Here is a 19,741-nt window from a genome sequence, read left to right on the forward strand (position 1 = left end):
GTGGCGGGAGGGGTCCCGACGCCGTGGTACGACACTGGCGCCTGAGGTCATCGAACGAGCGAGGGAGATGGGATGTCAGGCGGATCGACCAAGCGGATGGCGCTGATGGGCGTGGTGGCCGTTTTCGGCTTGCTCACCGGCTGTGGGTCCGCGGCGGAGCAAGCGGCGTCGCCCGCCGCCGCCCCAGAGACGCCATCCTCGCCGGCACCGTCCTCTTCGGTGGTGAGCTCTCCGCCGGCTACTCCCTCGCCGCAGGCGACGTCGCTGCCGAAGGCCAAGGACGGCAAGAAGCTCCGGGCGTGCCGGGATGCGGGTTGTGAGGTGCTCGTATCGGATGGGCAGACCATCACGCTGGACGACAGATGGGGGCTGCAGCCGGTCGACGTCAGCGTTGAGGAAGACTCGGTGACCTTCCACGTGGTCACGGGGTCCGGCATGCAGGCGACCATGTCCGAGCAGAGGCCGGATCAAGGGGGGCCCAGCACCATCAACGACGTCAGCTTCGAGGTGCTTGCGGTTCAGGGGAAGAAGGCCGTCATCAAGATCACTCACTAGGGGCGTACGGGAGTCCGTGACCGGCCGGGGCGAGGAGCTTCGCTCCGAGCCGCTTCGTTGGTCTGATTCGGGCGACCGCGGAGCAGGCCGGCGAGTGTCGCGGCTCACGCCGTGAAAGCTGAGACCACCAAGCTGAACACGTCCTTCGGGACTTCCGGGAAGGCCGCCGCTGCGGCCGGGGGTCCGACGGTTTCATGTCACACGGCGCGCACGGCCGGTGAGGGAGAGGAATTACGCCGCATCTCCGAGCAAAAGCGCTGATCAGGGGCCTGCAACAAACGTCAAAAAGGCTTCACGCGAACGACGGATCCAGCATTCTGGGCATGGCCAACACTTCCCCGAGCATGGCCTCCCTTTTCTGGTTTCCCTTTCTTGAAGAGGTTCTCGTGACTCGGTATGCCATCGACCGTGCCCGCAACGTGCTCATCGCCCAGTGGAGCACCGGCATCGGAGACACCGCCACCATCGTGGCCGAACTCCATCGCGAGCAGCCCCGCCGCAACGTCCTGCGGCTCGCCGCCGACCTGACCGAGCTATCCCGTATCTGCTGGCGCTCCTACACCCACCCCGCCAGCACCGCCGATCAGCACGGTCCCCACAGCCTCGGCTGGCACCGGCAACAAGAGCGCGACGCCTTCGCCACCGTCCTCCCCACCTTGATCGCTGCCAAGCGACCCGCCCCCGAACCGATCAGCACCAAGGTCGGGCAGGCCGCCCACGCCGTCGCCCGTACTCTGCACACGCTCAACACGCCGCAGCTCACCACGCACGTCACCACCGACGTCGCCGCCGAACTGGCCGCCATCGAACAGGCCGAACTGGGTGACCTGTCCGAACGCGCGGAGCAGGCCGCCGCGCTCAGCCGCGAAGACGCCTCGCCCCTGCAGATATCCCAGGCCGACACCCTCCTGCACGCGCATCCCTTCGGCTGCGAAGCGCTCCTCACCCAGGTTGATCCCACCGCGGCCGCCATCGCCGCCGCGCACTGGTTCTACGCCGCGGTCACCATCACCGCCCAGCACACCGGCCTGCACCAGATCCAGGTCGTGGCCACCGCCGAACAGCAAGGCAAACCCCTCGCCATCGAGAGCCTCACCGAGATCACGGCGGTCCTCAGCGCCGGCGACCGGCCCCGGCACGTGGTCATGCCGCTGATCCGCAACGCCCTGCACATCGCCGAGGGCCGCCTGCGCGGCATCACCGAAACCCAGCACCGCATCACCGCAGCCGAGGAACTCATCGAGAAGGCCCGCTCCGACCATCCCGAACTCCGCCTCGGCCCCGACACCATCTACCTGCCGCTCACGCCGCTCAATCCCACCCGGCCCGCCCCCGACCTTCTCGACAACCTTCTCCACGGCATCAAGACCTGCTGGCAGCTCTACCAGCAGCACGCCGATCTCCCACGCCCCAACCCCCGGAACGAGGCCGTGGAAGACTCATGGCAGGAACGGCTCCGCCACGCGTTCCTCACCGCAATCCGGGAAGAAACGGCGCTCCGAAGCGGGCGGCTGCTCTGACACCCTGGCATCCCCTGCCCGCAAGTGCCGAGATGTGTGCTGATGCTCTTCTGAGGGGCCGTTCATAGGGATCCGACCCAGATCGGAAGGGAGGCCGGCGGCATGGGAGGTGTTCCTCGGGCGCTCGCCCCGGCGGCCTCCCCGTGGCCGTCAAGGTGGTGCATTCGCGGCCGGCCGAGGATCCCGAGCTCAGGTCCTCAGGCCCAGGCTCCGCGTGTGCCGGCACCAGCGGATCGTTGCCGACGTAGACGATCCGCGACTCCGGGGCCGCCACCATGCCCACCAGCGGCTACGACAGGAAAGGGATCATCGCCGCCGTCGAGAGGCTCCGCTGATCTGCCGCGATATGGCGGCGAAGATAGACGATGGGGTTGAGACCGGGGCAGACTGATCCGCATGCACGATCACCAACCACAAGGGCATGCCGCTCGGCAGGGCGGGGAGCAACCGGCTTGGGCGTTGATCGGCCCGGGGATCGCCGCGCTCACCGGTCTGTACCTGCTGACGATGCCCTTCGGCGCCGCGGCGCGGATATCCCTGCAGATGGATCTCCAAATGTCCGACCAGACCGTCCTGCTGTCGACTCTCATCGCGTACCTGGTCAGCGCGGCAGTGGGCGGGGCGCTTGGTTTCAGCCTCGGCGGGCGTTTACTGACGACAGTGAGCCTGTCGGCCGTCGCCTTGATGATCATCGGCGTGCTGCTGGACACGCTCGCCGCCGACGCCGGAATGTATCTGGCCGGCCGGGTGGTGAGCGGGCTCGGCGCTGGTGGCGTGGTGGGGGTGACCGTGGCGGTCGCGCGGCGCCAGGGCCGCCAGCGGGGCGCGGTGGTCGCGGTACTGGCCGGTCTTGGTGCCCTCTCCCTGATTCTTGGCCCGTTCGTCAATGATTGGCTGACGAGATCCCTGGCGTGGCGGTTGGGATACGTCATCACGCTGCTTCCGCTGATCGCGGGGATGATTGCCGCTGCCGTCTGCGGATTCCTGCTTCTCCTGACCCGGCGGCCCGCGCAACCGCTCGCCCCGGCCGGCATGCCGTACCCGCCGGCCGGGCCTCCGCCGGCCGGGCCTCCGCCGGCCGGACAACAGCCCCCGGGCGCCCCTCCGGGAGGAGGGTGACGGTCAGTCGGCCGGCAGCAGGCGGGCGAGCTGTGCGGCGTTGACCTGGGCGTGGTCGCGGTAGCAGTTGTTCATGAGTACGTGGTCCGACGGGGCGGGCATGGTGGCGCCGGCGAGCTCGGCGAGCAGCTCGCGGAACAGGTCCGCGTACAGCAGGCGGGCGCTGCCGCCGTTGGTCATCAGGGCCAGGGCGAGGTTGGCGTGCGGGACGACCCTCAGGTAGGCGTACTGGCCGATGGCGGCGCCGTCGTGGCCGTAGCCGGGGACGCCGTTCCAGTCGTACAGGGTCCAGCCGAGGCCCCAGCCGTCGGCGTAGACAGTCCACTTGTCGGGGACGTCCGTCTCGCGCTGCTGCATGGCCGCGACCGACCGCGCGGACAGCACCCGGGTGCCGTCGGGCGCGAGGCCGCCGGCCAGGTGCATCCCGGCGAGGCGGGCCATGTCGCCGGCTGAGACGATGACCCGGCCGGCCGGGCCCGCCGAGCGCGGCATCAGGTCCCAGGACGGGGCCGGGTCGGGGTCGGCGCCGGACTCGCCCAGGTGGCTCATCGCCACCCGGAAGCGGAGCGCCTCCTCCGGCAGCGTCATCGACCGCTCCAGGCCCAGCGGGGTGAACAGCAGCTCCTCCAGCGCCTTGTCCCAGGTCCGGCTGGTGAGCACCTCGATCACGCGGCCCAGCACGACGTAGCCGAGCCCACCGTAGGAGATCGCGGTGCCGGGCGGGCAGTCCAGCGGCACGTCCCTGGCGGCCGCGACGTACTTGGCCAGGCAGTCGTCGCCGCGGCCGCCGTCGTAATTGAAGTCGTTGGTCACGCCGCCGGTGTGGGACAGCAACTGCCGGATGGTGATCGTCCTGGTGGCCTCGGGGTCGGGGGTGGCGAATTCCGGCAGTACGTCGACCAGCCGCGTGTCCAGGCCCAGCCGGCCCTCGTCGATCAGCCGCATGACGAGCGTGGCCGTGTAGACCTTGGCGATCGAACCGGACAGGAACACCGAGTCCGTCGTCACTTCCATGCCGGTGCCGCGATGCAGCAGCCCGCTGGCCAGCTCGTGGACCTGGCCGTCGATCAGCACGGCCAACTGGGCGCCGGGGACGTGGTGTGCGGCGCGGAGCTCGTCCAGGCGGGCCTGCCAGCGGGCGTGCTCGAAGCGGTGGTTCGTGGTCATCGCTGTACTCCTATGCGTACGTTGTGCTCATAATGCGAACACTGTACGCACGGGCGGAGGAGATGCGCAAGCGCGTTTCGCGTGGGACCGCTCCAAGTCGTGGAACGGGATGGAACGCCCCAGCTTGTGGACCGGCCACCGGCGGTGGGTGCCTGGTGAGGGCCCTTCGCCTGCCGTCGGATCCCGGGCCGGTCAGATGTGCTCGGCGAGGCATAGATCGGCGACCTCGGTGCGTCCTTGCTGGTGACATCGCGAGGAGGACGGGTGGATCCAGGTTTCGAGGCGGACTTCGAGGAGTTCGTCGCCGACCGGTCAGCGGCGTTGTTCCGTACCGCGTACCTGCTGACCGGCGACCGGCACGCCGCCGAGGATCTGGTGCAGTCGGCTCTGACCAAGACAGCCGCGCGGTGGCGGGGGCTGCGAGATCGCGGAGCGATCGAGGGCTATGTGCGGCGCGCCATGTACCACGAACAGGTGAGCTGGTGGCGGCGCCGTTCCCGGGTCGCGGAGGTGCCCACCGAGTGGCCGCCCGACCGGGTCGGCGGCGAGCACGCCGAGGCCGCCGACCTGCGCCTGGTGATGCGTGCGGCGCTGGCCCGGCTCACGCCTCGCCAGCGGACCATGCTGGTCCTGCGCTATTTCGAGGATCTGTCCGAGACGGAGATCGCGCGGCTGCTCGGTATCAGGGTCGGGTCGGTACGCAGCCAGATCTACCGGTCGCTGGAGCGCCTGAAGCAGGCCGCGCCTGAGCTGAATGCCGTGAGGGAGTTCGGATGAACATCGAGGACGTGCTGCGCGACACGCTGGCCGACATGGCGTACGAGGAGCCGCCGCCCCCGCCGGCCCGCTTCCTCCGGGGGACCGGCAGGCGGCCGTGGCCGCACAGGGCGGCGCTGGCGGCCGCGGCGGGCGTCGCGGTGCTGGTGGTGGGCTCGACGGTCACGCTGCAGGGGATGGCCGGCCGGCAGGCGGTGCCCGGCGGCCCCGGTGAGGCCGTCGCGAGTACCGAGCCCCACCGGGCAGGCGACCGCGTGACCATGAAGGAAGGGCTCTGGCTCTCCGACACCGTGCAACTGCTGGCGAAGCACACCGGCAGGCCGGTGGCCGAGTTCGCGCGGGCGGCACGGAACGGCGCGGCGCTGGGCCTGCCGGCGTACGCGAAGGGCGGGCCGGAGGGGTTCCTCTTCCCGGGGACGTACGACCTTTCCCCGTCGTCGAGTGCCGAGGAGATCCTCGCCGCGATGGTGACGCGCTTCAAGCGCACCGCCGACGACATCCACTTGGAGGACGCCGCCCGCCGCCTCGGCCGTACCCCGCAGGAGATCGTGATCATCGCCAGCATCATCCAGGCCGAGTCGATGGACAAGCAGACCATGCCGAAGGTCGCACGGGTGATCTACAACCGCCTGAAGCGCAAGCCCCCGATGCGGTTGCAAATGGACAGCACGGTCCTGTACGGCCTGGGCAAGCACGGGATCGAGGCCAAGCTCCAAGATCTCAAGAGCCGCTCGAAGTACAACACCTACGCCTTCCCGGGCCTGCCACCCGGTCCCATCGGCAACCCGGGCCGGGACGCCCTCATGGCGGCACTGCACCCGGCCACCGGCCCGTGGCTGCAGTATGTGCTGGTCGATCCGAAGACAGGCGAAACGGAGTTCATCGGCAGCTCTCCTGCCGAGATGAGAAAACTCCACGACCTCATGGAGAGCCTGCGCGGGTCCTAGACGGCCACGACTAGCCGCGGCCCGCTTCACGCGGGTACACGGAGCCACGTCGCACGCTCGGTGAGGCTTTCGCCGACGGTGTCGGCGCGCCGGCCTCTGCCGCGCTGGCGCGCTCACGCCCGCGCGACAGCTGTGGCACCAACATCCAGCTCCCCGGCTGGGATCCCGCTCCGGTGCACGTCGAAGGTCAGAACAGGGCGGGTGGGCCGGTGAGGTCGGCAAGAGCTCGTCAAGTGGATCTCGTATCAAACCAGGGTCGGGGAGAAACAGGTGCCCGATGGCCGGTACCTTGTCGGGGTGCAAGTCGGTCGAAAGGCCACCAAGCCGTAGCCTTCATCACAACCTGCTGTGAAGTCGTACGAGACGAAGGGATGCAAACCTTCCATATGGTACGAGTGAGGGTTGCATGCAGCGGGCGGTAGTCGCTCTCAATCTGGGCGTGAGGGCATCCGTACATGCACGAAGATTTGTCCGGAAGCGTTCTCGTAGAGCAGTCAGGAAATCAGGTAAATGCGGATCTTGGTCCTCGGCGGTGATGGGTATCTCGGTTGGCCCACCGCACTGCACCTCTCCCAGTGCGGTCACGATGTCGCCGTCGCCGACAACTTCGTCCGACGGCAGTACGACTTCGAGCTCGGCGTGGAAAGCCTCGTACCGATCGAGTCCCTGCAAACCAGAATCTCGACGTGGCAGGAACTGACGGGCAAGACCATCAAGGCCTATGTGGGCGATCTGACGGAAGCGGACTTCACCTACGAGATGATCCGCGACTTCGCCCCCGAGGCAGTGGTGCACTTCGCCGAGCAGCGAGCCGCGCCGTACTCCATGATCGACCGGAAGCACGCGGTGTACACACAGGTCAACAACGTGGTAGGCACGTTGAACCTGCTGTACGCCATCGCTGAGATCGACCCGGACATCCACCTGGTCAAGCTCGGCACCATGGGCGAGTACGGCACGCCCAACATCGACATCGAAGAGGGCTGGCTGGAGGTCGAGCACAAGGGCCGCAAGGACCGCATGCTCTACCCCAAGCGGCCCGGCTCCTTCTACCACCTGTCGAAGGTCCACGACAGCCACAACATGGAGTTCGCCTGCCGGATCTGGGGGCTGCGCTCGACCGACCTCAACCAGGGCGTCGTCTACGGCCAGCAGACTCCCGAGACCATGCTGGACGACCGCCTGGCCACCAGGTTCGACTACGACGCGGTGTTCGGCACGGTGCTCAACCGGTTCGTCGTCCAGGCGGTCCTCGGCCACCCCCTCACCGTCTACGGCACGGGCGGCCAGACCCGGGGCGTCATCGACATCCGCGACACCGTCCGGTGCATCCAGCTCGCCTGCGAGAACCCCGCCGAGCGCGGGGAGTTCCGGGTGTTCAACCAGATGACCGAGTCCATGTCGGTCGCGGGCATCGCCGAGACGGTCGCGAAGAGCTACCCCGGCGAGGCGGTCATCGACAACCTCGACAACCCCCGGGTCGAGAAGGAGGAGCACTACTACAAGGTGGTCCACAGCGGCCTGGTCGAGCTCGGGCTCGTGCCGCACCTGCTCTCCGACACGCTGATCACGTCGCTGTTCGACGTGGCCAAGCGCTACGCCGACCGGGTCGACCTGGGCGCCATGCAGCCCAGGGTGAACTGGCGAGGGGCTCTGTCAGGAGAGGCGCGGTGAGCGCCCCGGAGGGCGCGTTCGCCCGGGCCACGGGCCGTGCCGCGGAGCGGGAGGACGGCGGCCCCGACAAGCCCCGCTACCGCCGCTACCAGTACGACCTGATCGCCCCGCACTGCGGGCGCAGCGTGCTGGAGGTGGGGGCCGGGCTGGGCGAGTTCGCGAGCCAGTTCACCGGCCTGGACCGGCTCGTGGTCACGGACGTCGACCCGGACGCCGTCGAGGTGATGCGCGCCCGCTTCGCGGGTCGTCCCGAGGTCGAGGCGGCGCAGTTCGATCTCGCCAGTGGCTCCTGCCTGGAGCGTCCGGTCGAGACCGCGATCGCCATCAACGTGCTCGAACACTTCGAGGACGACGCGGCCGTCCTCACCCTCCTTGCCCGCTCGGTCACCCCCGGGGGCACTATCGTCCTGTGGGTGCCCGCTTACCAGAGCCTGTACGGCGAGTTCGACCGCAAGGTCGGACATTTCCGCCGCTACACGCCCGCCACGCTCAGGGACGCCGCCGTGCGCGCCGGGCTCGGCGTCGAGCTGGCCCGCCCGGTCAACCTGCTGGGCGGGCTCGCCTGGTGGGCCGCGGTCCGCATGGGCAAGGCGGGCTCGCCCAAGGCGGGGGCGGTCGGCCTGTACGACCGGGTGATCGTCCCGGTCACCCGGGTGCTCGACCGCGTCCTCCCGATCCCCTTCGGACAGTCGGTCCTGGGAGTCATCCGGGTGCCGGGTCACGCGGAGCGATCGCAACCGTGAATCTCCGGCGTTTCCTGAAGGGCGCGGTGGCGCGCATCTTCACGCGCTACGCGATCGGCTCGGTCGCGGCGGCCGTGGTGAGCGAGCTCACGTTGCTGGCGTCCTACGGGCTGAAGCTTCTCGGCCCGCAGGCCGCCAGCGTCGCCGCCTGGGCGCTCGGTTCCATCGTGAACTACACGCTCAGCCGGTGGTGGGCCTGGCAGCGCCGCGGGCGGCCCAAGGCCCTGCGCGAGCTGCTGCCGTTCTGGCTGACCTCGGTGGCCGGGCTGGTCCTGTCCTCCTGGGCCACCGGGGTGGCGGACCGGATGGGGCACGAGCTCTTCACGACGGACGGCCCCCGCGTGTTGTTCGTGGGGGCCGTCTTCCTCGGGACCTATGGTCTGCTGTTCTTCGCGAAGTTCGCCTTCTTCCACTACTTCGTCTTCGCCGACACCGGCTCCGACGTGGTGGTGGAGGGCGCCGGGGCGGGCGAGGACGAGGCGGCGCGGCGCTCGCGCAGCCAGGTCCCGACCACGACCCGCGAGTAGCGGTAGCCGTAGACGAGGTTTCCGCCCTTCTTGGTGGTGCCGGCGGCGCGCAACCGCATCGTCGCGGGCACCTCCACGACCTTGTAGCCGTGCGAGATCACGCCGATCAGCAGCTCGGAGGACTGGTACTGGGGCTGGGCGAGGGTCACCGCCCCGGTGACCTCCGCGCGCATCGCCCGCAGGCCGAACGAGGTGTCGGTGATCCGCTGCCCGGTCATCCGGCTGATCATCCACGCGAACACGTGTACGCCGAGGCGGCGGACCCGGTCGTAGGTCTCCTGCCGTCCCAGCACGCGCGAGCCGGTCGCGAAATCGGCCTCGCCCCGCAGGACCGGGGCGAGCACGCGCTTGATGTCGGCCGGGTCGTACTGGCCGTCGGCATCCGTCGTCACGATGTAGCGCGCGCCGCCCTCGCGGGCGAGGCGGTAGCCCAGCCGCAGCGCGGCGCCCTGCCCGCGGTTCGTCGGTACGTCGCAGACCATCGCGCCGGCCTTGCGTGCCTCGTCCGCCGTCCGGTCGGTGGAGCCGTCCACGACCACGATGGTCGCCGTCTCCATCCCGTCGATCACCGCGGGGATCCCGCCGAGGGCCTCGCCGATCCCGTTCTCTTCGTTGTAGGCGGCGATGACGATCGCGATGGGCGGAAGGTCCAAGCCGTACTGGCTGGTGAACTCCGCTATGGCGGCGTCGTCAGGATCCACCAGCCTCTCCGGGCCTGTCATGCGGCATCCTCCGTTTCGTCGGTTTTTTCCGCAGCCGATTCTGCTGGAGACGGTGCGAAGTCCGGCCACACTGTGGCCATTCCCGAGGCCAAATCGTGGCGTGGCTGATATCCGAGCGCCCGCGCCGCCGAGATGTCGAGCACGACCGCCGGCATCTCACCCTGCTTGGCGGGGACCTGCTCGACCGGGATGGGCGCCCCGGTGGCCTTCCTGGCCGCCTCGATCAGCTCGTTCACGCTCACGGACGTGCCCGAGCCGACGATCAGAGGCCCGTCGTGGCCCTCGGTCCAGGCGAGCAGCATGGCCTGGACCACATCGTCAACGTGGACATAATCACGCAACTGGCTTCCGTCGCCGTACACCTGGACCCCCTGCCCAGCAGCGGCGGCTCTCATCAGCCTGGGCACGAAGCTGTCCTTGTGCAGCATTCCCGGGCCGTACACGTTGGCGAAGCGGAGCGCGCTGGTCCGCATGCCGTACACCCCTGAGTAGGCGCTGAGCAGCATCTCCGTCGCCGCCTTGGTCGCGCCGTACGGCGTGAGCGGGCGCAGCGGCAGGCTCTCGCTGATCCGGGCGCTGCCCACGTCGCCGGTCACGGCGTTGGTCGAGGCCAGCAGGAAGCGCGGCACCTCATTCTTCCTGGCGAGCTCCAGCAGCCCCGCGGTGGCCTCCACGTTGACCTCGTAGGTTCCCGCGGGGTCCTCGACCGAGCGGAGCACCGAGGTGACCGCGGCGAGATGCACCACCCCGTCGAGCCCCGCGGTCACGGCACTTTCGCGCACCTTCGGGTCGCGCAGGTCGCCAACGATGGACCGCACCGCCGGATCCGGGTGATCGTTTAAGTCGACGACCGTCACCTCGGCCTTCTCGGCGAGCAGCGTCGCAACCAGCCGTCTCCCGATGAAGCCTGCACCACCCGTGACGAGCACGCGTGCCCCGGCGAATTCCGGCATGCCCGGTCTCCCTTCACTAACGTCTCAGTGACCCTATCGCCACCGGGCGAATGCCCATTTATCCACTCAGGAGACCCACAGCTCATTTCCAGGCAACGTTGCGCACTTCATGCGTAAGCTACGGTCTTGTTGTCCAGTCAAAGAGCGTACGAGCGCAGGCCACACACCCGGTCGGAGGAGAGCAGGTGAGCCCAGTCCTGGTGATAGGCCTGCTGCTGGTGGCCGGGCTCGTGCTGGCACTGGCCGCCCAGCGCAAGGGATGGGCACCGCCACTGTGGGTGGCGCTGTGCGCCGGAGCCGCGCTGCGGATCGCGGTCATGGTGGCGGTGACGAAGGACCCGAGCCAGCCGTACGACTTCGGCGTCGACTTCCCCGACGCGGCCGACAACGTGCTCGCCGGCCTCAACCCGACCACGCACATGCGCGAAGGCGGCTGGCACTTCCTGCCGTTCCTCGCCTACGTGCTGGCGGCCCAGCGGGAGCTGGGCGACCTGCTGGGGCTCTCATGGGGCGTGGTGGGCCGGATCGTGCCCATCCTGGCCGACCTGGCGCTGATCCCGCTGGTGGCCAGGCTCGCCGCCGACCGCAAGGGGCTGCGCGCGTTCCAGTACGCGTGCGTGCCGCTCGGCGTCATGGTGAGCGCCATCCACGGCCAGTTCCCGCCGATCACGCTGGCCTTCGGGGTGGCGGCCCTGGTCGCCGCCCGCGCCGGCCGCGCCCACTGGGCCGGGCTGCTCATCGGCCTCTCGGTGACCTGCGCCAACTGGTCGGTGCTGCTCGTTCCCGGCGTGGTGCTCGCCGTCGCCGGGCGGCGCCACCGCCTGGCGGTGCTCGGCTGGACCGTGGCCGTCCCCGGGGTGTTCCTGCTCAGCAGCGCGGTGTTCCTGGACACCCCGTTCACCGGGCTCGTCGATCTGGGCAAGGCCGTCATGTCCACGCGGCCCGTGGTGGGCGACTGGGGCTGGACCGCCCTGGCGACGGGTGGCGCCCCGGCGGTCTCGCCGACCCTCGGCCACCTCGGCATGCCGATCCTGCTCGGCGGGCTGCTCGCGGCCGGGTGGTGGTGGCGGAAGGCCGATCCGATCAGCCTGACCGTGGTGCTGGTCGTCGTCTTCCTCGTCGTGACCTACCGGCTGGGCGCCCAATACCTGATGTGGCCGGTGCCGTACCTCATCGCCCGCCCGCCCCGCTTCCTGTGGCCGGCGATCATCACGGCGAGCCTGTGGGCGGCGGTCGGCTACCTGCACGCCGAAGTGCTCTTCGGGATGACGTGGTGGCAGTTCCACACCGTCTGGTCCCTGTCCTCCTTCCTGGTCATCCCCTGCCTGATCGCCACGCTGCCGCCCCGGACGGGCTCCGGCGCCGACGGCGGCACCGGCCGTCCCCGCCGGGGCGTCTCAGCCGTGCCCGCTGTCAACACAGCGGGTCCCTAGTGGTGGGTTCGGCAGCAGGAGTCCCGGGCCACCGCCAGCTCGTCGGGGTCGTTCCACCAGTAGGCCGCGGTGGTCGGGTGGGCGGGGACGGGGTCCTTGACCTGGCCGGTCGAGGTGGCGGGAGCAGGCTGGTCGGTGGTGGTGGCGGACGGGTACGGCGCGAGGAGTTGCTCGACGGTGCGGTGTCTGCCGCCGACGACGACGGCGGTGACGTTCGCGGCGTCCTCGATGCGGGCCAGCGGATCGCCGTCCACGATGGCCAGGTCGGCGTACATGCCCTTGCCGATCCTGCCCAGCGGGAGGCCGAGGTAGGTCCCTGACGTGCTGGTCGCGGCGGTGAGCGTCTCCAGCGGGGTCAGGCCGTATTTGACCATGGCGCGCAGGTTCATGTGCAGGCTGACCCCGAGGTGGTCGATCGGCGCGTCGGTGCCGACGGTGACCACGCCGCCGCCGCGGATCATCGCCGCGAGCTGCGCGACCTGGTTGGCCAGGTTCGTCTGGATCACCCGGACCGCCGTCGGGTCGGCCGTCTGCGCCGCGGTGACCGTCGCCTGGAGCTGGGCCATCCGCCAGTTCGGGTAGAGGCGGCGGACCCGTTCGTCGGTGGCCAGCGAGGTGTCGTCCCGGTAGAGGGCGCTGGAGTTGAACAGGGTGGGGGTTCTGGCCATCTTCGAGGCGTTGAACATGGCGATGACGTCGGAGTAGGCGGAGCCGACGTTCGTGACGGTGCGCGAGTAGCCGAACCGGTTGGTGGCGCCGACGTGCTCGGTCTGGTCACCGCCCATGGCGATCGCCGGGTAGTGGTAGTGCGAGGAGACCGGCTTGCCGTGGCGGTGGGCCCAGTCGATGACCTCCCAGTGCCAGTCGACCGGCAGCCGCACGTAGCACTTCATCAGGTCGTAGTCGAGGTCGGCGGCCCGCTCCAGTTCGAGCCGCAACTGGTCGTGGGTGAACGTCGGGCGCATGAAGTTGTAGTAGACGCGCGCCCCGTCGATGGCCTCCCCCGTGCCCAGGTAGCGCGGTGCGAGCCGGGCGCCGGACTGCACCGACTCGCGCTCCTCGACCATGTGGTACGCGGGCGAGCCGGGCGAACGCGTCGTGGTGATGCCCAGGGCGAGCCAGAGCGGCCCCTGCCGCGATCCGTAGGCGTAACCCTGCATTTCCCGGTGATGGTGGATGTCGATCAGGCCCGGCATGACGAACCTGTCACGGGCGTCGATCCGGGTGCCGGACCTGCCCTCCCGGTGCGGCTCGATCGCGGTGATGCGCTGGCCGCGTACGACGATGTCGACGTCGCGGGCGACGGTCGCCGAGACGCCGTCCCACATGCGCCCGGCGTGGATGACGACCTGGTCGGGGCCGGTGTCATTGCGCCAGCTCAGCCGGAGCGGGATGGACCGGGCGGACCTGCCGTCGACGCGCACGCTCTTCAGGCGTCCGCCGTTCAGATACAGGAGGGTGGCCGAGTCACCCGCCCAGGAAGGGGCGTCGGACACCTCCCGGGTGACCTGGCGGGCGCGGCCGGTGGGCCGTCCGCTCCGGTTCACCGGCAGGACCCACAGCACCGACTCCATGGCGAAGGCCAGCATGGTGCCATCCGGCGACCAGACCGGGCCGTCGTCACCGCGGGTCTGCAGGGACCGGTGTGGCGCGGGGTCGACGTACGTGCCCGCACCGGTGGCCCGGTCGACGAGAAGTATCTTGGACAGTCCCTCCCGGTAGCGTCGCGAGTACGGCACCACCGCGGCCAGCGCGATCGTCCCGCCGTCGGGCGACCACGTGGGCCGGCCCGGCTCGAAGGTGGCGTTGAAGACCTTCTGGAGGTCACCGGTGGCGACGTCCAGCACCCACAGGGCGCCGTCCTGGTCCAGGTAGGCGATCTCCGTCCCGTCAGGTGACCACCGGACGGACAGGGCGGCGGAGTCGGTCAGCCGGGTCAGCTGCCGGTCGGTGCCCGTGCCCAGGTCGCGGACCCAGATGTTGAGCGTGCCGGTGCGGTCGGTGACGTACGCCAGCCGCCGCCCGTCCGGGGAGAAATCCGGGTCGGCCTTCCACCACCGGTCGCGGAAGAGCGGCTCCGGGGTGCCGCCGATCCGCATCAGGTAGATGTCGTTGAGCGCGCGGAAGGCGACGGTGGACCCGTCGGGGGACACGGTCGGGCTGCCGATTCCGACGACGGGGAACGACCCCGGCGCGTCGAACACGCGGACCCGCTTCTTGTACTTCGGGGTCGTGGTGGTCAGCGCGGCCGTGAAGCCGACCGTGCCGGCGGCGGCGGAGCCCAGGCGGCGGGTCCGGATGGTGCCGCCGGAGGTGTAGAAGTAGCGGCCGTCCGGGGCGAACCGGGCTCGGAACGGGAAGACCTCCTCGCCCGTGACGAGGGTGCCCGCGGTGCAGGCCAGGTCGTTCGCGCCCTCGTGGAAGAGGTGGTAGGCGAGGTCGGTCCCGTTCGGCAGCCAGGACGGCTGGTGGATGACCTGGCCGGCGGGGACGGTGACCGCGGTGCTACGCGCGCCGGTGGCCACGTCGATGACGTCGATCCTGGTGTCGGCGACGACGAACGCGACCTTGGTCCCGTCGGGTGACCAGGCCGGCTCGTACTCCTCGGCGGAGGTGTCGGCCAGGACGCGGGTCGTGCCGGTGGCGAGGTCGAGCAGATGGATCCCGTAGCTGCCGCCGACGTCGGAGGAGTAGGCGACGGTGCGCCCGTCCGGGCTGTGGCGGGGCTCGCGGTGATCGTACGGGCCGGTGGTCAACTGCTTGATCGCGGACCCGTCGGGCCGGATCGTCCACAGGTTGAAGACACCGTCGCGGTACGACTGGAACACGATGGTGGACCCGTCCGGGGACCAGTCGGGCTGGGCGATGTCGTACAGGTCGCTGGTGAGCCGGCGGGCGGTACCGCCGGAGGCGGAGCAGACCCAGAGGACGCCGAGCAGGTCGAGGGCGAGCAGGCGGCCGTCGGGTGAGGGCGCGACGGCGAAGTCGGTGCCGGACGCGACGGATGTCCTGCCGGCGTGCCCCGCCGCGACGCCGGCGTTCGCCCGTGAGGCCGTGACGGGGGTGAGGGCGGCGGCGAGGGCGGCACCGCCGCCGGCCGCCAGGACGGCCCGGCGGGACGGGCGGGACCTGGACTCGGAGGCGGGGTCGAATGCGTCGGGAGAAACCGGGGGGTGAGACATGGGGGGTTTTCACTCCGCTGTTCACGCATGGTCAGATCGCTGTCGTGATCATCGCATCTCGCTCCCGAGGATCCGTCAAGAGCGATCTCCCGTGACAGACCCCGGACAGGGATCGGCCCCGGGAGGCTGAGTGCGCTCCCGGGGCCGATCGGCGGTCACCGCTTCGGTGCGGGTCGTGTCAGCTCGGATAGCCGGGCGTGAACTCGACCGGCAGCGCCTCCAGGCTCCGCATCTGGATCGACATGCGCCACTCCAGCGTCTCGGGCGGCACCGCGAGCACCACGTCCGGCAGCCGGTCCAGCAGCGTCTCCACCGCGATGTGCGCGATGACCTCCGCGAGCTCCGGCGCGGGATGCGGGCAGCCGTGGGCGCCGTACCCGAACGACATGTGCGCGTGGTTGCCCACCGAACCGCCGTAGAAGTCGGGCCGTACCTGCGGGTCGAGGTTGGCCGCGGCCAGGCCGCAGACGAGCAGGTCGCCGGCGTTGATGCGGCGGCCGCCGAGCTGGGTGTCGATGACCGGCCAGCGCCCGATGCTGATCTGCCCGGGCGCCTCCTTCCACAGCACCTCGTTCAGCGCCTGGCCGATGCTGCGCCGCCCGCCTGACAGTGTCATGGCGAACCGGTCGTCGGTCAGCATGAGCTGCAGCGTGTTGCCGATCCAGGTGGCCGTCGGGTCGTGGCCCGCGGTCATGGTCAGCAGCAGGTCCTGGGTGAGCTCCTCGTCGGTGAGCCGGGCGGGGTGGGCGAGCAGCCGGGAGGGCAGGTCGGGCCCCGGGTGGCGCCGCTTCAGCTCCAGCAGCCCGGACATGATGCTCACCACCCGGCCGTAGGCCTCCATCGCGGCCGGCCCGCCGTTCAGCGTCGTGGCCACCTCGCCGACCAGGGCGCGGGTGTCGGCGTCCGGCATGCCCAGCATCGAGCCGAGCACGAGCAGCGGGATCGGGTTGGCGAACTGCGCCATCAGGTCAGCCCGGCCGGAGCCGATGAAGGCGTTGATCAGCCCTTCGGAGACCCGCTCGCAGGTGGAGCGCAGCTCGAACTGGTCGGCCTGGGACAGCGCGTCGCTGACCGCGCCCGCCCGGCGCTCGTGTGCCTCGCCCACCTCGAACAGCATCGACGGCTGGTAGCCGACGTAGGCCATCAGGGGCCAGTCGGGCGGGATGTGGTCCCACTGGTTCCAGTGGCGCGAGTCGCGGACGAACAGCTTGGGATTGCTGAGCACGTACCGCAGCTCACGGTAGCCGAGCACCAGCCAGCCAGGGACGTCGCCTTCGAGGACGATCGGCACCACCGGGCCGTGCCGCCGCATCTCGTCGAAGGCCCGGGCGGGATCCTGGTGGTAGGCCCTGCCGTACATCGGGAAGGCTCCCTCGAACGCGTTGCGCTCGGGCTCCCCGGGCCGGACGGCGAACCAGGAGGTGGCATCGGTGGGCTGCGTGTAGTCGGTCATGAGGTCACCTGCCGGGCGGCGGTGGACAGGGCATGGAGATGGTTGACGAGCTTGATCAGCACAGCCTTGCTGGACTCCCTCTGCCGCGCGTCGCATGCGATCAGCGGTACGTCTCCGCTGAGGTCGAGCGCGTCGCGTATCTGGTCGAGCGAATGGGACGGCCCGCCGAACTGGTTGTGGGCCACGACGAACGGCATGCCGTGGTGTTCGAGCCGGTCGATGGCATACCACGATTCGGCCAGGCGGCGCGTGTCCACCAGGACGACGGCACCGAGCGTCCCCGTGAACAGGCGGTCCCACAGGAACCAGAACCGTTCCTGGCCGGGCGCGCCGAACAGGTAGAGCACCAGTTCGTCGCTCAGACTGATCCGGCCGAAGTCGAAGGCCACCGTGGTGGTCGACTTCGCCTCCACACCGCGCGAGTCGTCGATCCCGACACTCGCCCGGGTGAGGGTCTCCTCGGTGCTCAGCGGGCGGATCTCGCTGACCGACCGGACCATGGTGGTCTTCCCGACGCCGAACCCGCCGACGATGACGATCTTCAGGCCGGTGTTCGCGGAACTCGGCAGCGGGGTACGGGCGGCCGGTTCAGAGATTCTCGAGTCCAACGAGCACCTGCTTCAGCATTTCGGGGTCGGGCAGAGGCGACTCGGCAGGCGCCGGCCGCGGGTTCCTGGCGGTGATTCGTCCCATGTCGAGCAGATCGCAGAGCAGTATGCGTACGACGCTGACCGGCAGTCGTAACTCCGCCGCGACCTCCACGACCGCCATCGGACTTCGGCACAATCGCAGAATCCGGGCATGCTCGGACTGCATGCCCGGGGTGGGTTCGCCTTCACTCACGATCAGTGTGACCACGTCGAGACCGTCGTCAGCCACGTTGCTGCGCCCGCCGGTCACCATGTACAGGCGATCCGGGTTCTCGTCCTCCAGGCGCGGCGACATCAGAGTTGGCTGCTCTGCTGGGCTGTACGGGGTGGCGCGGTCAGATATTCACCGATCTGCTCTACCAGTTCGTTCATGTTGTGGCCGATGACGCCGGGGTCCGCCTCGTCGCTGGCCACCACGGCGAGATGCGCGCCCTCGCCAGCCTCCACGATGAACAGCAGCCCGCCGTGGAACTCGGTCATCGACTGGCGCAGACCGCCCGAACCGTCGCCGAACTCGATGGAGGCCCCGTACGACAGGCTCTGGATCCCGGAGGCGATCGCGGCGAGCTGGTCGGCGCGGTCCACGGACAGCGCGGCCGTGTGGGACAGCCGCAGGCCGTCCCTGGACAGCACCACCGCGTGCCTGGTCTGTGGGGTCCTCTCCAGAAGGCTCTCGAGCAACCAGGCGAGTTCGTGATCTGAAGTTCTCATCGAGGTTCGTCCTCACCAATCTGTCGTGCCCTGCTCGCCTGATGGAAGGCGGAGAACTTGGCTCCGGGGTCGGAAAGGGGCCGCGTGGGCCTGGGTTCCTGGCCGGCCGCCGGTCGCGGTGGCGTCTGCGTGGACGAGGCGGCGGCGAGCGTCTGACCCCTCCGCCGCCGCGGCAGCCCGTGCAGCTCCCTGTCCGGCTCGGGGACCGCCTGCGGCGGCACGGGTTGCCGGGTGCGCTGCATCGGCGGTGCGGCCGGCGCGGTCTTCGGCGGATGGACGTTCTGACTGATGATCTGTTGCGGGATCATGACCACCACACCGGTGCCGCCGCGCGAGGACGGCCGGAAGGAGACGGTCAGCCCGTGCTTGCGGGCCAGACAACCGACGACCGCCAGGCCGAGGCGGGACCCGGAGAGCGTGGTGAAGTCCAGCGGCTCGGCGGAGACGGAGCGCTCGGCCCGGGCCAGCGCGGCGGGGCTCATCACCAGGCCGCAGTCCTCGATCGTGACCACGATCCCCGCCGTGACCTCCTCCACGTACACGTGCACTTCTTCGGTGGGCGGGGAGAAACTGGTGGCGTTGTCCATCAGCTCGGCGAGGGCGTGCATGACGCCCTCGGCGGCGTGCCCCGCGATCGCGAAGGTGCTCGTCGAGTGCACCCGGACCCGCTGGTAGGCGCTGATCCTGCCGATGGCGCCGCGCAGGATGCTCTCCATGACGATCGGCTTGGTCCAGCGCCGCCCCGACCGCGCCCCGGTCAGCACGGCGATGCTGTCGGCGAGCCGGCCGGCCTGCGCGGTCGTGTGGTCCAGCGTCAGCAGGTCGCCGAGGCTGACCCGCTCGTGCCGGTCCTCCATCTCGCGCAGGTCCGCCAGCATGCTGGTGGCCAGCGCCTGGACCCGGCCGGCGGCACTGGCGCACGCGGCGGTGGTGGCCACACGCATCCGCTCTCCCTTGCTCACCTCGTTGACGAAGGCCTGAAGGATCCGCCGCTGGGCCTGGCTCGCGGGCCGTGGCGCCGCCATGAGCACGGACTCCGCCGACGCGCCCGTGCGGATCCGGTTCACCGTCTCCGGCATGATCTCGCCGGCCAGCCGGGACAACTCCGCGTCCCCGGCGGCGAGCTGGTTGCGCAGCCACTGGGTCTCCCGCCTGCCATAGGCGGCGAACGTGACAGCGCAGCAGACGACGAACGCCGCCACGCCGAGAGACCAGGCCAAGATCGTCCGGATCGAAGAGGGGGAGCTGAAAACGATCGTGAGCGCCGCGATCGCCGTCAGAGCGGCCGTGGTCGCCAGGACGACCATGGTTTCGCCCAGTTGCGGGCGGGCCGAACGGTGTCGGTTGCGTACTTGGACTGACATCTATGGGCTCCTCGTCGGCGAGTGGAGCACGGTCACCGCAAACACGACAGAGCCGAACGCGACGCGACGGACCGAACGCGCAGCGAACGGACCTGTTGTGGCCGATCTACATGATCGCGGGGCGAGCAACACGGGATCTTACGTCATTTATCTCCGTATGGTCAGCAAGCCGCGAAAGTCACCCAGTAATCTCGACATGTGATCATCGCTCCAGTACGGTGCGACACCTCACCACCCTCATCAT

General features: G+C 69.8%; 18 protein-coding genes. 9 read left to right on the forward strand and 9 right to left on the reverse strand.

Going from position 1 to position 19,741, the window contains the following annotated elements; all coding sequences use genetic code 11:
• The first annotated feature begins 72 nt into the window (after positions 1-72).
• The 3 genes from ABGB18_RS33390 to ABGB18_RS33400 all read left to right on the forward strand — a co-directional run bounded on the left by ABGB18_RS33390 (position 73) and on the right by ABGB18_RS33400 (position 3,194).
• Complete coding sequence (locus ABGB18_RS33390; protein WP_347699637.1) at positions 73-555, forward strand: hypothetical protein; 483 nt, start codon at positions 73-75, stop codon at positions 553-555.
• A gap of 386 nt (positions 556-941) precedes the next feature.
• A complete protein-coding gene (locus ABGB18_RS33395; RefSeq protein WP_347699638.1) occupies positions 942-2,075 on the forward strand; it encodes a hypothetical protein in 1,134 nt (377 codons plus the stop codon).
• Between the two features lie 396 nt (positions 2,076-2,471).
• Complete coding sequence (locus tag ABGB18_RS33400) at positions 2,472-3,194, forward strand: hypothetical protein (RefSeq protein WP_347699639.1); 723 nt, start codon at positions 2,472-2,474, stop codon at positions 3,192-3,194.
• A 3-nt stretch (positions 3,195-3,197) separates the two neighbouring features.
• Here ABGB18_RS33400 and ABGB18_RS33405 read toward each other — a convergent pair whose 3' ends face one another.
• A complete protein-coding gene (locus tag ABGB18_RS33405) occupies positions 3,198-4,361 on the reverse strand; it encodes a serine hydrolase domain-containing protein (protein ID WP_347699640.1) in 1,164 nt (387 codons plus the stop codon).
• Positions 4,362-4,625: 264 nt separating this feature from the next.
• Between ABGB18_RS33405 and ABGB18_RS33410 the strand changes: the two genes are divergently transcribed.
• The 5 genes from ABGB18_RS33410 (at position 4,626) to ABGB18_RS33430 (ending at position 9,029) form a co-directional block, all read left to right on the forward strand.
• On the forward strand, positions 4,626-5,138 hold the full coding sequence (locus tag ABGB18_RS33410) for a SigE family RNA polymerase sigma factor (RefSeq protein WP_347699641.1): 513 nt from the start codon (positions 4,626-4,628) through the stop codon (positions 5,136-5,138).
• Positions 5,135-6,085, forward strand: a complete 951-nt coding sequence (gene mltG / locus ABGB18_RS33415) for an endolytic transglycosylase MltG (protein WP_347699642.1) — start codon at positions 5,135-5,137, stop codon at positions 6,083-6,085. The genes ABGB18_RS33410 and mltG overlap by 4 nt, the downstream gene beginning before the upstream one ends.
• A 510-nt stretch (positions 6,086-6,595) precedes the next feature.
• Complete coding sequence (locus tag ABGB18_RS33420; RefSeq protein ID WP_347699643.1) at positions 6,596-7,759, forward strand: NAD-dependent epimerase/dehydratase family protein; 1,164 nt, start codon at positions 6,596-6,598, stop codon at positions 7,757-7,759.
• The gene (locus ABGB18_RS33425) at positions 7,756-8,502 is read left to right on the forward strand and encodes a class I SAM-dependent methyltransferase (protein ID WP_347699644.1); all 747 of its coding nucleotides are present in this window, start codon (positions 7,756-7,758) and stop codon (positions 8,500-8,502) included. Before ABGB18_RS33420 ends, ABGB18_RS33425 begins: the two co-directional genes overlap by 4 nt.
• Positions 8,499-9,029: a GtrA family protein gene (locus tag ABGB18_RS33430; RefSeq protein WP_347699645.1), complete on the forward strand. Its 531-nt coding sequence runs from the start codon at positions 8,499-8,501 to the stop codon at positions 9,027-9,029. Before ABGB18_RS33425 ends, ABGB18_RS33430 begins: the two co-directional genes overlap by 4 nt.
• On the opposite strand, the gene ABGB18_RS33435 is transcribed toward ABGB18_RS33430, so the two are convergent.
• Positions 8,915-9,751 carry a glycosyltransferase family 2 protein gene (locus ABGB18_RS33435; RefSeq protein ID WP_347699646.1) on the reverse strand — a complete coding sequence of 279 codons (837 nt, stop codon included), beginning with the start codon at positions 9,749-9,751 and terminating at the stop codon, positions 8,915-8,917. The two genes, ABGB18_RS33430 and ABGB18_RS33435, sit on opposite strands and share 115 nt — an antisense overlap.
• Entirely contained in the window at positions 9,748-10,704 is a 957-nt protein-coding gene (locus ABGB18_RS33440) for an NAD-dependent epimerase/dehydratase family protein (RefSeq protein WP_347699647.1), read from the reverse strand. Before ABGB18_RS33440 ends, ABGB18_RS33435 begins: the two co-directional genes overlap by 4 nt.
• A gap of 185 nt (positions 10,705-10,889) precedes the next feature.
• Between ABGB18_RS33440 and ABGB18_RS33445 the strand changes: the two genes are divergently transcribed.
• On the forward strand, positions 10,890-12,137 hold the full coding sequence (locus ABGB18_RS33445; protein WP_347699648.1) for a hypothetical protein: 1,248 nt from the start codon (positions 10,890-10,892) through the stop codon (positions 12,135-12,137).
• Here ABGB18_RS33445 and ABGB18_RS33450 read toward each other — a convergent pair.
• The 6 genes from ABGB18_RS33450 to ABGB18_RS33475 form a co-directional block, all read right to left on the reverse strand.
• A complete protein-coding gene (locus tag ABGB18_RS33450) occupies positions 12,134-15,319 on the reverse strand; it encodes an amidohydrolase family protein (RefSeq protein ID WP_347699649.1) in 3,186 nt (1,061 codons plus the stop codon). The genes ABGB18_RS33445 and ABGB18_RS33450 overlap by 4 nt on opposite strands.
• Positions 15,320-15,497: 178 nt before the next feature.
• A complete protein-coding gene (locus ABGB18_RS33455) occupies positions 15,498-16,772 on the reverse strand; it encodes a cytochrome P450 (protein WP_347699650.1) in 1,275 nt (424 codons plus the stop codon).
• Positions 16,769-17,380 (reverse strand): ATP/GTP-binding protein, encoded by a 612-nt coding sequence (locus ABGB18_RS33460; RefSeq protein ID WP_347699651.1) that lies wholly within the window; start codon positions 17,378-17,380, stop codon positions 16,769-16,771. The genes ABGB18_RS33455 and ABGB18_RS33460 overlap by 4 nt, the downstream gene beginning before the upstream one ends.
• Complete coding sequence (locus ABGB18_RS33465) at positions 17,361-17,717, reverse strand: DUF742 domain-containing protein (RefSeq protein WP_347699652.1); 357 nt, start codon at positions 17,715-17,717, stop codon at positions 17,361-17,363. Before ABGB18_RS33465 ends, ABGB18_RS33460 begins: the two co-directional genes overlap by 20 nt.
• The gene (locus tag ABGB18_RS33470; RefSeq protein ID WP_347699653.1) at positions 17,717-18,133 is read right to left on the reverse strand and encodes a roadblock/LC7 domain-containing protein; all 417 of its coding nucleotides are present in this window, start codon (positions 18,131-18,133) and stop codon (positions 17,717-17,719) included. The genes ABGB18_RS33465 and ABGB18_RS33470 overlap by 1 nt, the downstream gene beginning before the upstream one ends.
• Positions 18,130-19,497: an ATP-binding protein gene (locus ABGB18_RS33475; RefSeq protein WP_347699654.1), complete on the reverse strand. Its 1,368-nt coding sequence runs from the start codon at positions 19,495-19,497 to the stop codon at positions 18,130-18,132. Before ABGB18_RS33475 ends, ABGB18_RS33470 begins: the two co-directional genes overlap by 4 nt.
• Positions 19,498-19,741: the final 244 nt, after the last annotated feature.

The organism is Nonomuraea sp. B12E4 (assembly GCF_039871825.1).
Lineage (GTDB): Bacteria > Actinomycetota > Actinomycetes > Streptosporangiales > Streptosporangiaceae > Nonomuraea.